Here is a 12,678-nt window from a genome sequence, read left to right as displayed (position 1 = left end):
CTTATGATGCAGCCAGGATCTGGCTGACGTAGCGTGCCACCGCGCGCACGGCGCCCATCGTCACGGGATAGTCCATCCGCGTGGGGCCTAGCACGCCTAGCCGGGCCAGTTCGTTGTCGCCAGAACCGTACCCGGTTGCGACGATCGACGTGCCACGGAGGAACGGGTTCTCCGAGCCGATGCGCACGGTGAGCGTGGACGGGGTGTCTGTGGAAGTCTCGCCGAGCAGCCGCATGAGCACGACCTGCTCTTCCAGTGCTTCGAGCACGTCGCGCAGCCCGGTCGAGAAGTCGGCCCCGGCGAGGTTGGCCGCACCGGCGAACACGATCTTCTCATCGTGGCGCTCGACCAGCGTCTCGAGGAGCACCGACAGGATAGTGGCCACCACGGGACGGTCTTCGACGGGCAGCCGTTCCGGCAGGTCGGCGACCTGATCGGGGACATTGAGCAGGCCGCAGCCGTCGAGGGAGGCGTTGAGCACCGCGCGCAGGTGCGCGATGCGGGTGTCCTCCACCACTTCGGGCAGCTCGACCACCCGCTGTTCGACGCGGCCCGTGTTGGTGATCAGCACGAGCATCACCCGCCGGTCATGCAGCGGCACGAGCTCGACGTGCCTGACCGTCGAGCGGGTCAGCGTCGGGTATTGCACGACCGCGACCTGACGGGTGAGCTGCGCGAGCAGCCGCACCGTACGGGTGACCACGTCGTCGAGGTCGACCGCGCCGGCGAGGAACGTCTCGATCGCCCGCCGCTCCGCCCCGGAGAGCGGCTTGACCTGCGAGAGCCGATCGACGAACAGGCGATAGCCCTTGTCCGTCGGCACACGGCCCGCGCTGGTGTGCGGCTGGGTGATGTAGCCCTCCTCCTCCAGAGCGGCCATGTCGTTCCTGACCGTCGCCGGGGAGACCTTCAGGTTGTGGCGTTCGGCGAGCGCCCTGGAGCCCACCGGCTCGTTGGTGGACACGTAGTCTTCGACAATGGCGCGGAGCACCGCCAGCTTCCTATCGTCGAGCACGCGCTCACCTCCTACCTCTGCCTTTCAGGAAACGACAGGTCTAGCACTCTGTGTTCCCGAGTGCCAAGTGTACGGCTCCCGCCCACAAGGTGCGATAACACCGGAGCTAGCGAGTGGCTGCCCATTGGGCGCACACTGGCCGATATGACCGATGACTCCCAGCCCCCCTCCTACGGTCCACCGCCGGGACAGGGTCCGTACCAGGGGCAACCTCCCCAGTTCGGCCCGCCGCCGCCCCAATATGGTCCGCCGCAATACGGCCAGCAGTACCCCCAGCCCGGCCCCTACGGGCAGCAGCAGCCGTACCAGCCCGGACCTTACGGCACGCCGCAGCGGTTCGGCCCTCAGGTTGACCCGAAGTTGATCAGACCGCGATTGCGGTGGATCGCGGTCGCCTGGGGGCTGGCCCTGCTCGCCGGCCTGGTCGGGGTGGGAGTGTTCGTGAGCGGCATCCTGAACACGGTGGGCGCGGTGGCCCCGTCCAAGACGTTCACGGCGGGCCAGAGCGTCACCGTGCCGCTGGACCCGGCGGACAAGCCGGTGGTGTACCTCGCCAGCGAGAGCCAGGTCCACTACATGTGCCGGATCGACGGCGGTCCCGGTCAGGCCAAGCTGGCCAAGACGTCCGGCACCGAGCGGGTCACCGTCAACGGCACGCAGTGGCAGCTCATCCTCGTGGTCAACGCGCCGGCCAAGGGCGACTACCAGTTCACCTGCACGACCCAGGAGCCGACGAGCGTGCGCTTCGGCGTCGGCCGCGACTTCGCCTCCGCTGCGGGAGGCCTGGTGGGCGGCGTGGCGGCGCTGCTGGTGATCCCCGGTCTGGGCGTGCTGGCCGCCGTCATCGTGACCATCATGGTGGTGACCCGGCGCAGCTCTCATCGCAAGCGCCTTGCGGCGGGCGGGTGATTTGCTACGGTCCCCGTGTGTACGAGGGTGATGTTCTAGCGGGGAATTGGCGGCGGCCGGGCAAGGGCAAGATCCCACAGGTGCCCGCCGAACTCGATCTGGTCGTGGAGGACGCCGAGAGCGGCTTCTGCGGCGCCGTGGTGGCCTGCGACAAGGAGGCCGTCACGCTGGAGGACCGCTTCGGCAAGCGCCGCCTGTTCCCGTTCGCGCCCGCCGCGTTCCTGCTGGACGGCAAGGTCGTGACGCTCGTACGGCCGGCCGCCCCGTCCTCTGCCGCGCCCAGGCGGAGCGCGTCCGGCTCGATAGCCGTGGAGGGCCTGCGGGCCAGGGTGGCCAAAGAGAGCCGTATCTACGTGGAAGGCGTGCACGACGCCGCCCTCGTGGAGAAGATCTGGGGCCACGACCTCCGGGTGGAGGGCGTCGTGGTCGAGTACCTGGAGGGCGTGGACGACCTGCCCGCGATCGTCGCCGAGTTCGGCCCGTCGCCGGAGCGTAGGCTGGGCGTGCTGGTCGACCATCTCGTGCCGGGCTCCAAGGAGAGCCGGATCGCCGCTCAGGTGACCTCGCGCCACGTGCTCGTCGTGGGCCATCCGTACGTGGACATCTGGCAGGCGGTCAAGCCCTCCGTGCTGCGGATCCCGGCCTGGCCGGACGTGCCGCGCGGGGTGCCGTGGAAGGAAGGCGTGATCGCCGCCCTGGGCTGGCGGATGGAACCGGCCGACGCGTGGCGGCGGATCCTCGGCGCCGTCTCGGCATTCACAGACCTGGAGCCCGAACTGCTCGGCCGGGTCGAGGAACTGATCGACTTCGTTACGGAGGCACCATGAGCCAGGATCCCCCGCAGCCGCCGCCGGACGATGATGCGACGCGGCGCATCTCGCAGTCGGACATCAACCCCGAACCCCCTCGGCAACCGGAGTACGGCGGCCAGCCCGGCTCCGGTCCGACGCCCGGCTACGGAGCTCAGCCTGGATCTGGTCCCGCGCCCGAGTATGGCGGCCAGCCTGGATCGGGTCCCGCGCCCGGATACGACGGCCAGCCCGGCCATGGTTCCGGGCCTGGGTACGGCGGCCAGCCTGGTCCCGGTCCGACGCCCGGATATGGTTCCGGGCCTCAGGGCGGTCCGGGGTCGGGGCCGCAGCCCGGTTATGGCTACGGGCAGCCCGGTTCCGGTGGCTACGGGCAGACGCCCGGTTACGGTTACGGGCAGCCGCCCACGCCGCCGCCCGGATACGAGCAGCCCGGCTACGGCTACGCGGCCCCGCAGCAGCGTCCGCCGCACGTTCCCGGCGTCTACGGTCCGCGGCCGGGCAGCGACGACACCACGATGGCCATGCTGGCCCACCTGCTCGGCCTGCTCGTCTCCTGGATCGGCCCGTTGATCATCTACCTGATGAAGCGGGACGAGTCACCGTATGTCCGTGACCAGTCGGCCGAGGCGCTGAACTTCCAGATCACGATGTTCATCGGCTACGTCGTCGCGGGCCTGCTGACGGTCGTCCTGATCGGGATCATCCTGTTCCCCATCATCTGGATCGTGTCGCTGATCTTCCACATCCAGGCCGCCATCGCCGCCAACAAGGGCGAGAACTACCGCTATCCGATCGCCATCCGCATGGTCAGCTGAGCCGATCGCGTACCAGAGTCAGCTGAGCAGATCCCGTACCAGCGCATCGGCCAGGAGCCGGCCGCGCAGGGTGAGGACCAGCCGCCCCGCCTTGAACGGCTCCGGCTCCAGCAGGCCGTCGCCCAGCGCCACCGCGACGGCCGTACGCGCGCCCGGAGCGACGTCGGCGAGCGGATAGCCGGAGGCCAGCCGGAGCTCCAGCATCAGGCGCTCGGCCTCGCGGTCGTCGTCGGCGAGCACTTCGCGCGCGTGCGCGGGCGAGGTGCCCGCGGCCAGGCGCTGCGCGTAGGCGGCCGGATGCTTGACGTTCCACCAGCGGGTGCCGCCCACGTGGCTGTGCGCGCCGGGGCCGGCGGCCCACCAGTCGCCGCCGGTCCAGTAGAGCAGGTTGTGCCGGCACCGCGCGTCGTCGTCCGTGGCCCAGTTGGACACCTCGTACCAGCGCAGGCCCGCCTCCGCCAGCAGCGTGTCGGCGATCTGGTAGCGGTCGGCGGCCACGTCGTCGTCGGGCATCGGCAGCTCGCCGCGCCTGATCCTGGCGGCCAGCCGCGTGCCGTCCTCCACGATCAGCGAGTAGGCGGAGACGTGGTCGGGCTCGGCGGCGATCGCCGCCTCCAGCGACGCCCGCCAGTCGTCGTCGGACTCGCCGGGCGTGCTGTAGATCAGGTCCAGGTTGACGTGCTCGAAACCCGCCTTCTTGGCTTCGTGTACGGCCTGCGCCGCGCGGCCGGGCGTGTGCTGCCGGTCGAGCACCTTGAGCACGTGCTCCCTGGCGCTCTGCATGCCGAAGCTGACCCGGTTGAAGCCGCCGTCCAGCAACCTGCCGAGGTAGGCCGGGTCGACCGACTCGGGATTGGCCTCCGTGGTCACCTCGGCGCCCGCCTTGAGCCCGAACTCCGCGTCGATCGCGCCGAGGATCCGGCCCAGGTCTTCGGCGGGCAGCAGGGTGGGCGTGCCGCCACCGAAGAACACGGTCTCGACCGGCAGCTCCACGTCACCGAGGACACGTCGTGCCAGCCGTACCTCCTCGATGGCCGTGTCGGCGTAATCGCGGTGCGAGGCACCGGGGCCCAGCTCGGCGGCGGTGTAGGTGTTGAAGTCGCAGTAGCCGCAGCGCGTCACGCAGAACGGGACGTGCACGTAGAAGCCGAACGGACGCTCGCCGAGGCCGCGTAGCGCGCTCTCGGGCAGGTCGCCGGAGGAGGGCGCGGCGTCGCCGTCGGGCAGGGTGGATGGCACGCCTCCAGTCTGCCCGCTGCCATTGACTGCCCGATCCAGCGGCTCTACGATCCGTGAAACTTATAGGAAAGTTTCCTAATTGGGGATCGCCTGGTGAAGACGAAGATCCTGGTCGCACTCTCGCTCCTCCTGGGCCTCTCGGCGGTCGCGCTGCCCGCCGAGGCCCATACCGGCTTCAAGCGCGTCGCCTACTTCATCCAGTGGGGCATTTATGGCCGCAACTACCACGTCAAGGACGTCGAGGCCAGCGGCGCCGCCGCCAAGCTGACCCACCTCAACTACGCCTTCGGCTTCGTCAACGCGGAGGGGACCTGCTACTCGGCCGACCCCTGGGCGGACTGGCAGCGCCCGGTGCCCGCCGAGCAGAGCGTGGACGGCGTGGCCGACGCGCCAGGGCAGGCCCTGAACGGCAACCTCAACCAGCTGCGCAAGCTCAAAGCCAAGCACCCGGGGCTGAAGGTGCTGATCTCGCTGGGCGGCTGGACCGGGTCCCGCTACTTCTCCGACGCCGTCCTCACCCCCGAGTCCCGGGCCAAACTGGCACAGTCGTGCGTCGACCTGTGGCTGCGCGGCGACCTGCCGGGACTGGCGGCGGGCGCCGGGGCTGGAGTGTTCGACGGCATCGACCTCGACTGGGAGTGGCCGGGTTCGTCCGGCGCCGACGGGAATGTCATCAGACCCGAGGACAAGCGCAACTTCACCCTCTTCACGGCGGAGCTGCGGTCGCGACTGCGGGCGTTCTCAGGGTCGTCGCAGCTGACGGCCTTCCTCCCGGCCGCCGCCGCCAAGATCGACGCCGGGTTCGAGGTACGGCAGGTGTTCAGGCAACTCGACTTCGCCACGGTCCAGGGATACGACCTGCGGGGCAACTGGGAGCCCCAGACCGGCCACAACGGCAACCTGCTGACGGACCGCCGCGACCCGAACCCGATCCGGTACAGCGTCGACCAGACCGTACGCGACTACCTGTCACGCGGCGCGCCCGCGAGCAAGATCGTGGTCGGGGTCCCCGCGTACGGCCAGGGCTGGACCGGGGTGACCACCGGCGGCGACGGCCTGTACAAGCCCGCCACCGGCCCGGCACCGGGCAAGTGGGGGCCGGGGACGGAGGACTACAAGGACCTGGCGACCAAGCCCGGCAAGCGGTACCGGGACGTGCGGACGGGGACGTTGTGGCTGTACGACGGGAACGAGTTCTGGTCGTACGACGATCCGGCGGTCATGCTGCAGAAGGCGGCCTACATCCGGCTCAAGGGGCTGGGCGGCTCGATGATGTGGTCGATCGACCAGGACGACTCCCGCGCCTCGCTGACATCGGCCCTGTACTCGGTACTGCGGTGATCACCACGCTGTTCGTAAGGTGCGGTTGATCGTGGTGTGCGGGCGTGCTTCCTGCCGCGCCCGCACACGGCCTTCACGTCTGACCCACACACCGGCCCTCTGACCTCACCCGCGCACCAGCCTTGTCGGGCCCCGCAGCTCTCCGCACTCTCACCCCCGCGCACCGGCCTGCCCGCGCTCTCCACCCCAGGGTGGAGATCCAGGACTCAACCCCCAGTCCGATCCGCCGCCACACCGCTCCTCCCTACCGTCAGACCCATGGATCCCCTGCTGAGCGCGCTGCTCATCCCCGCCGTCATCATCTTCGTCGTCTACCGGCAGATGATGACCCGCCCCACGGCCAGAAACGGCATCGTCTACGTCTCGGCCGCCCTGGTCGCGCTGGGCCTGCTGACCGGTGGCCTCATCGACACCGCCCAGCTCGCCCTCAGCCTGGCCCTCGTGGCCGTGGAGGCCATCGCCGCCGTGGTCTTCGGCGCCGTCCGCGCCGCGACCGTACGCGTCTGGATGGACGAGGCCGGGGTGACCTGGTCGAAAGCCACCCCCTTGACCCTTCTGGCCTGGCTGGCCTCGGTCGCGAGCCGCGTGGGCCTGTACTTCGCCGGCACCGCCCTCGGCCTGGGCGTCTCGACCTCCGGCATCCTGTTCTTCGTCGGCCTGACCATCGGCGCCCAGGCCCTGCTCGTCGCCCGACGCGGCCGCGCCCTTTCCGGTACGACCCTGCGGGCGGATAATTTCGTGGAGTGATGCCTGGCCCGTCAAAGATCGTCCCCTTCGTCTTGCGGTTGGGGGCGATCGTGGTGTTCGTATGGGCGCAGATACGGGCCATGCCCACGCTTGGTTTGACCGGCACCAGCCTGACGATCGCCACACTGACCTCGGCCATAGTGATCATGCTGCTCGTCGTCCAACTCCCTTTGACCCGCAAGACGTCCACGCTCCGGCAGGGCCCCAAGGCCCCGCATCCCTCACCACCACCCCCACCGCCGCCTGGACCGCAGCCAGACCGAGCACCGTCCCGACCACCTCAGGACCAAGTGATGCCTCGACCACCGCTGGACCACGTGGCGTCACGCCCGTCCGAGCCCGCCGGTGTGTCGCGAAAGGGAGTCGCCTTCGGCGTACTGGTCAGAGCGATCACCTCCCGCGTGTCCCGCATCACGATCGCGGCCCGCCAGTCCCTCAGAGCGATCGCGGCCCGACCTCCCATCGCGGCGATCACGTCCCGGGCGCCGGTCATGGCAATCGCGCTCGGCTTGTCGGTCGTGCTCGCGATCATCCTCGACGCGGTGGCTAACGGCGGTCCGGCCCTCGCCGTACTGCTGTACTGCCTTGGCATAGCGGCGGTCCGGCTGCCGCTGCGCCACTCGGTGCCCATCGGCGTTCTGGCCGTCGGCGGGCTGCTCGTGGAGGGGGCGATCTACGGGCGGCTGGGTCGCGATCTCAGCCTCATCCTCAGCGCCTGCCTGGTGTTCTTGGTGGCGTACTCGGTCAAGGAACGCCGGGCGGCCAGAGCCGCCGAGGCCCGCGAGGCCGTACTCGCCGAGAGAGCACGGATCGCCAGAGAGATCCACGACATCCTCGCCCACTCGCTGTCGGCGCAGCTCGTACACCTGGAGGGCGCCAAGCTCCTGCTCCGCGCGGACAAGACCGACGAAGCGCTCGACCGCGTCGTCCGCGCACGCGACCTGGCCAAATCCGGACTCGAAGAAGCCCGGCGCGCGGTATCGGCCCTGCGCGAAGACGCGCCCGCCCTTCCACAGGCGCTTCGGACGCTGGCGGAGGAGTTCCAGGCGACCACCGACCGGGCGTGCACACTGCACGTCTCGGGCACGGAGCACCGCCTGCCCCCGGAGACGGAGCTCGCCCTGCTGCGTACCGCCCAGGAGGCGCTGACGAACGTACGGCGTCACGCTCCCGGCTCTCCGGCCACGATCAGACTGGTGTACGAGCCCGGCTCATGCGACCTCCGCATCACCAACCCCGCCGCAACCGAGCGAGGCACACCTGGGGGAGGATATGGCCTCGTGGGCATGCGCGAACGAGCCGAACTTCTCGGCGGCACCCTGTCAGCAGGCGAGACGACGGACGGTTTCCGCGTCCATTTGTGGGTCCCGGCGTGAACCAGTGCACGGATGAGACGAACGGCGGCTTCCACCAACCTGCCAGTCTCCTGGGCTTCCGCGTCCATCTGGGGAGTCCCCTCATGACCTCCCTCACGTCCGACAACCCCATCGGGATCCGGGCGGCCAGCTCCAGCGCGGAGTCGAGGAGTCCCCGCATGATCCCCCTTACGTCCGGCAGCCCCGCCAGCCTCGCCCGGCGGGCCACGGCGTCCGGATCATGAGCGTCACAGTCGTGGTCGTCGATGACCAGGCGGTAGTCCGGGAAGGGCTGGTCCTGCTGCTCGGGCTACTGCCGGGGATCGAAGTGGTCGGTTCGGCCGGGGACGGCGAGGCCGCACTCCGCCTGGTCGCTGAGCAGCGGCCCGACGTGGCGCTGATGGATCTCCGGATGCCGCGCATGGACGGCGTCGAGGCCACTCGCCGCATCCGCGCCGAGCACCCGGACACCCAGGTGGTAGTGCTCACGACGTATTCGGACGACGAGTCGGTGTTCGCCGCGCTCAGGGCAGGAGCACGCGGCTTCCTGACCAAGAGCGCGGACTCGGACGAGATCGCCAAAGCCATCGCCACCGTTGTACGCGGCAACGCCCAGCTCGACCCCTCCGTCCAGCGCCGCCTCCTCGACACCATGACGGCTCCCGACGACGGCCGACCCCGGAGTGAGCAACCGGGGCAGTCCGATCCCGCGGCCCCTGGCGGCGGCCGAGCTTGGGACGAACATCCTGCCCCCGACCCACGCGAACAGTCCAACCCCGACCCGCGCGAGCAGCCGCCCGCACCGGCCCCCAGCAGGCCGGACGCGATAGCCGAACGACGAGCTTCCAGCAGACCGGACATGACTGCCGATCGGGCAATTTCCGCCGCACCGGACAGGACCGCCGAACGGCCAACCGCCAGACCGGACGCGACTGCCGAACGGCCCGCTCCCGGCAACGGAGACAGCACAGCAGGGAGTGATGAGCCGCGCGACGGCCTGACGCGGCGCGAGGTCGAGGTGCTGCGGCTCATCGCCGACGGCCTGTCGAACACCGAGATCGCCGCCCGGCTCTTCATCAGTGAGGCCACCGTCAAGACCCACATCAACAACCTCTTCGCCAAGGCCCGCCTGAGAGACCGCGCGCAAGCCGTTACGTACGCGTACCGCCACGGTCTCGTCCGCCCGAACCCGTGACCTCCACGTGGTTGAGCTGGGAATCGTCATCGAAGCCCGCCAACTGTAAGACCGTCTCCAGGGCGGCCTGGCGGGTCTCCTCGACCGAATCGCCACGTTCGCCGAAACAGTCGGCGGCCACGTCGAGCACGGCCACCACCACGGCCGCGTCAGGGTAGGGCACGTCGACCAGGACGGTGCCGTCACCCGCCTCCTCGGCCGGAACCGCGTGGAGTCTCAGCAACCGCCGCATCTCTTCCGCCACGGCGACCCCCAGCACAGCGGCACGCTCGAATTGCTCAGCGGCAATCATGTCACCCTCCTATCGCACAGGTGTTCGGACATGAAGGTAGCGGGCGCCACCGACAGAAACCTCGGCGTGCACGGGGATCCAGGACTGCGGGCCACGGAGGCCGGATCACAGTCCGTCCACTCCGGATTGGCGCGATTGGACGCACTGCTGATGTCACGCCGGCCCGGCCAACCGCAGGCGCGCGGGTTCCACAAACTGCTGACTGCCGCTTAAGGGTGACAGCGGACGGGGCGAACGTGCTGGTAGCGACGACAAGCGTGACACCATGTGCGACGCTGAACGCATGCACCTCCCCGGCCGCAAGGGCGCCCCGCAGCACGGTCACACGTTCGTGCGGCGGCGCTGGTGGTCTCGCCGCCAAGTCACGCCCGCGGACCACGCGAACGTAGCCGAGCTGGATGAGGGGCGGCACGTGTGGCGGGTTGCCTGGTGGAGTGAGGGCTGGGGCGTGTGGCCCGGCCGGAAGCCGGACGTCACGACAATGCCCGCCTACAGCACTGAGGACATCCCCCACACCAAACCTGAGGTTGCGGCCCATTGGGCGTTTGAGGTGGTGCCGCCGCTCGGCCGTACGGTGATCGAGTGCCCGCCGTGGGGAGTGGTGAGCGGCAGCCGGCAGGCCCTCAGGTGATCGGTTCGGGGTGGTCGCAGTCGACGTGGCTGCTGGAACTCTCGTCCTGCACCTTGTAGGGCTCGCCGTTGGTGAACGTGCCGACGATGGAGGTACGCGCCCGGTAGCTGCCGCCATCCCGGCATGGGGACAAAAGGGTGTAAGACTTGGCCAGGCCAGGTAGCTGTTCGTAGTAGTCGTGGTCCACCTCGTACCAGTCGGCCAATAGGCCGTCCTTGTGGTCGATGGCGATCCGGGCGTGGAACGTGGTGAGGACTTCCTGGTCACATGTGACGCGCAGGCTAACTCTGACTCGTGGCGCGGCTGATGCAAATTGGACGGCGGCGAGTGGCCCCCAGGAGTTTTCGCAGCCATGGCTACCTTCAGGGTGAGTGGTGCTGTGGTTGCCGCAGTCTGCTGGGGTGGTGGCCAGAGTGAAGGCTGCGGCGATGACCGCAGCGTGTTTGGTCCACACAGCGGGGGCTCCATCGGTGGCGGGTGATCCGTCGTCTGAAACGGTAGTCGCGCCAGACACGCTGTGTACGCGATAGTTCACTGTCCGCATGCGAGTTCGCGCTCCGAGGTGGGCGGCTTGATGACGCGCGACCGAGTCGGCGAACATCTGTGCGCCGGCGGACTTGCGAGGATCTGGCCGACGTCGTGGCCCGACACCGCGAACGCGTCGTCCAGGACGCAGGCCAGCCACCTCCTCAGCCTGAGCGAGCCTAGGACGACGAGGAGCGCGAGCCCGGCCGAGTCGACGAGCGCCACGCACTCCTCCGGCACGGACCCGTCGTCGATCGTCACCACGGGCTCTGACAGCTCATTGCCGTAGAACTCCTCAGGGCGGGCCGCCACAGCACCGGTTGCGGCACTGCCCGGGGCGGGAGGCCATCATTCTGGAGCGGCGTCCCCCGCCGGAGGCATGATCAAATCTCTGCGGAGTCCTCTACACGCAGATGAAGAGCGCCCGATCGCCACACAGGCAACCAGGCGTTCTTCGCCTTTGTTCAGGCAGACGGCAAGTCGAATTCACCTGCCTTGGCCCCATCGATGAACGCGACCCACTCGGACGCGCTGAACCGGAGCTGTAGTCCGTGAGGGTCCTTGCTGTCACGCACAGCAGCTCCGCCTCTGGGTAAAGTGGCGACTTCTACGCAATCGCCGCTGGCGTTGCTAAACCTCGACTTGCGCCAGACGAGGGCTGCGTCGTCACTGCTGGTGCCGGGGGTGTCGCTCATTAGGCTTCCTTACCTAGCTTCGCGATGAAGCTCCGGCTCTGTCCCGGATTGAGAGCCTTTGCCCTCAAATGGTCATAGACCAGGTTATACCTGTCTACATCGGCCCGTTCTTCAAGGTAGAGACCACTGATTTCGTTCTCGAGGTAGACCACATCAGGATCAGGGGACGTGAAGCTCAGGAGGACGAATCCGCCACCCATTCCTGCATGCATGGCGGCGCTGAACGGGAGAACCTGCAAGGTCACGTGGGGAAGCTGCGATAGCTCAGTCAGACGCGCGAACTGGGCCTGCGGACCCATGTTGGCAGCAACGACCCGCCGCAGACTTGCCTCGTTGAGGACGAAGGAGAGCTTGCGGGCATCGTCTTGCAGCATCCGCTCTTGCCGGGCCATCCGGAAGGCGATTTTTCGGTCAATATCGTCACTGCCGAAACTGGTTGGCAGGGTCGCGAGGTATGCGCGAAAGTAGTCGGCCGTCTGAAGTAGCCCGGGAATTAGCTCCACGTCGTAGGATCGCCGCTCTTCCGCCTCGGCTTCCAAGCCGATCAAGACTTGAAACCACTCTGGAACAACGTCTCCGTAGGTGTGCCACCATCCCCGCTGGCGGGACTGGCGTGCGAGAGCGAGCAGTTCCTCTACCTTTTCACCGTCAACACCATAGATCTCCAGAAGTAGCCGGAGATCGGACGCTTTGATGCCTCGGCGACCACTTTCGATGCGACTTACCGATGATTGTGCGACTTCGAGTCGTTGAGCAACCTGCTCGGTAGTGAAGCCGGATTCCTTGCGTAGCCGCCTCAGTTCGGCCGCCAATCGGCGCCGCTTCACAGTGGGACTACTTCCACTCTCACCTGCCATTTTCCACCTCAAGCTGTAGAGATGCCGGCCTCAAGGTCGCGAGTCCTATGAGGGTTGCGCACCCGCGATGAACAAGCAAATCGTTGTATCCATCTTGGATATTGCCACTTGCATACGGCTGGATGCATCATGGCTGTAGCTTGTTTAAGATACCTCTTCAGGTGAGCACAGACCGCTTCTCGCTCATTTCTGATTGAGGCAGCAGAAACAGGCAGTCGGATGAGACTCCAAGAAGAGCCTCTTGCCCGAT

Annotated in this window: 14 protein-coding genes and 2 pseudogenes; 9 read left to right on the top strand and 7 right to left on the bottom strand. The window is 68.1% G+C overall.

The annotated features are described in order from the left end of the window. Position 1: 1 nt before the first annotated feature. Positions 2-1,015 carry a heat-inducible transcriptional repressor HrcA gene (gene hrcA, locus AB0B61_RS07870; RefSeq protein WP_357641865.1) on the bottom strand — a complete coding sequence of 338 codons (1,014 nt, stop codon included), beginning with the start codon at positions 1,013-1,015 and terminating at the stop codon, positions 2-4. 144 nt (positions 1,016-1,159) lie between these two features. Here hrcA and AB0B61_RS07865 point away from each other — a divergent pair, with 144 nt between their 5' ends. From AB0B61_RS07865 to AB0B61_RS07855, 3 genes are read left to right on the top strand one after another with little or no spacing between them, the layout of a single operon-like run. After that, complete coding sequence (locus AB0B61_RS07865) at positions 1,160-1,924, top strand: hypothetical protein (RefSeq protein WP_358429427.1); 765 nt, start codon at positions 1,160-1,162, stop codon at positions 1,922-1,924. 17 nt (positions 1,925-1,941) lie between these two features. Further along, positions 1,942-2,751 carry a DUF3097 domain-containing protein gene (locus tag AB0B61_RS07860; RefSeq protein ID WP_358429425.1) on the top strand — a complete coding sequence of 270 codons (810 nt, stop codon included), beginning with the start codon at positions 1,942-1,944 and terminating at the stop codon, positions 2,749-2,751. Further along, positions 2,748-3,551, top strand: coding sequence for a DUF4870 domain-containing protein (locus AB0B61_RS07855; protein ID WP_358429423.1), 804 nt, complete (start codon positions 2,748-2,750; stop codon positions 3,549-3,551). The genes AB0B61_RS07860 and AB0B61_RS07855 overlap by 4 nt, the downstream gene beginning before the upstream one ends. Before the next feature lie 18 nt (positions 3,552-3,569). Here the strand turns inward: AB0B61_RS07855 and hemW are convergent, their stop codons facing one another. After that, positions 3,570-4,790: a radical SAM family heme chaperone HemW gene (gene hemW / locus AB0B61_RS07850; protein WP_358429421.1), complete on the bottom strand. Its 1,221-nt coding sequence runs from the start codon at positions 4,788-4,790 to the stop codon at positions 3,570-3,572. A gap of 93 nt (positions 4,791-4,883) precedes the next feature. Between hemW and AB0B61_RS07845 the strand changes: the two genes are divergently transcribed. The 5 genes and pseudogenes from AB0B61_RS07845 to AB0B61_RS07825 all read left to right on the top strand — a co-directional run. Next, positions 4,884-6,131, top strand: coding sequence for a glycoside hydrolase family 18 protein (locus AB0B61_RS07845; RefSeq protein WP_358429419.1), 1,248 nt, complete (start codon positions 4,884-4,886; stop codon positions 6,129-6,131). 258 nt (positions 6,132-6,389) lie between these two features. Continuing rightward, positions 6,390-6,878: a hypothetical protein gene (locus tag AB0B61_RS07840; RefSeq protein ID WP_358429417.1), complete on the top strand. Its 489-nt coding sequence runs from the start codon at positions 6,390-6,392 to the stop codon at positions 6,876-6,878. 293 nt (positions 6,879-7,171) lie between these two features. Further along, positions 7,172-8,254 (top strand): sensor histidine kinase, encoded by a 1,083-nt coding sequence (locus AB0B61_RS07835; protein WP_358429415.1) that lies wholly within the window; start codon positions 7,172-7,174, stop codon positions 8,252-8,254. 220 nt (positions 8,255-8,474) lie between these two features. Next, a pseudogene (locus AB0B61_RS07830) lies at positions 8,475-8,810 on the top strand (response regulator transcription factor); the annotation flags it as partial. Positions 8,811-9,224: 414 nt separating this feature from the next. Further along, positions 9,225-9,428: pseudogene (locus AB0B61_RS07825) on the top strand (response regulator transcription factor); the annotation flags it as partial. On the opposite strand, the gene AB0B61_RS07820 reads toward AB0B61_RS07825, so the two are convergent. Beyond that, on the bottom strand, positions 9,385-9,720 hold the full coding sequence (locus AB0B61_RS07820) for a hypothetical protein (RefSeq protein ID WP_358429413.1): 336 nt from the start codon (positions 9,718-9,720) through the stop codon (positions 9,385-9,387). The pseudogene AB0B61_RS07825 and the gene AB0B61_RS07820 overlap by 44 nt on opposite strands. A gap of 265 nt (positions 9,721-9,985) precedes the next feature. Here AB0B61_RS07820 and AB0B61_RS07815 point away from each other — a divergent pair, with 265 nt between their 5' ends. Beyond that, positions 9,986-10,351, top strand: a complete 366-nt coding sequence (locus AB0B61_RS07815; protein WP_358429411.1) for a hypothetical protein — start codon at positions 9,986-9,988, stop codon at positions 10,349-10,351. Here the strand turns inward: AB0B61_RS07815 and AB0B61_RS07810 are convergent. The 4 genes from AB0B61_RS07810 to AB0B61_RS07795 all read right to left on the bottom strand — a co-directional run bounded on the left by AB0B61_RS07810 (position 10,344) and on the right by AB0B61_RS07795 (position 12,398). Continuing rightward, positions 10,344-10,556 carry a hypothetical protein gene (locus tag AB0B61_RS07810; protein WP_358429409.1) on the bottom strand — a complete coding sequence of 71 codons (213 nt, stop codon included), beginning with the start codon at positions 10,554-10,556 and terminating at the stop codon, positions 10,344-10,346. The genes AB0B61_RS07815 and AB0B61_RS07810 overlap by 8 nt on opposite strands. Before the next feature lie 326 nt (positions 10,557-10,882). Continuing rightward, on the bottom strand, positions 10,883-11,188 hold the full coding sequence (locus AB0B61_RS07805) for a hypothetical protein (RefSeq protein WP_358429407.1): 306 nt from the start codon (positions 11,186-11,188) through the stop codon (positions 10,883-10,885). A gap of 152 nt (positions 11,189-11,340) precedes the next feature. After that, positions 11,341-11,571, bottom strand: a complete 231-nt coding sequence (locus AB0B61_RS07800) for a DUF397 domain-containing protein (RefSeq protein WP_358429405.1) — start codon at positions 11,569-11,571, stop codon at positions 11,341-11,343. After that, positions 11,571-12,398, bottom strand: a complete 828-nt coding sequence (locus tag AB0B61_RS07795) for a helix-turn-helix transcriptional regulator (RefSeq protein ID WP_358429403.1) — start codon at positions 12,396-12,398, stop codon at positions 11,571-11,573. The genes AB0B61_RS07800 and AB0B61_RS07795 overlap by 1 nt, the downstream gene beginning before the upstream one ends. Positions 12,399-12,678: the final 280 nt, after the last annotated feature.

The sequence above is a fragment of the Nonomuraea sp. NPDC049158 genome (assembly GCF_040648335.1).
Taxonomy (GTDB): Bacteria; Actinomycetota; Actinomycetes; order Streptosporangiales; family Streptosporangiaceae; genus Nonomuraea.
Note: the sequence above shows the minus strand (reverse complement) of the source record. Positions and strands in the feature narration are given on the sequence as shown.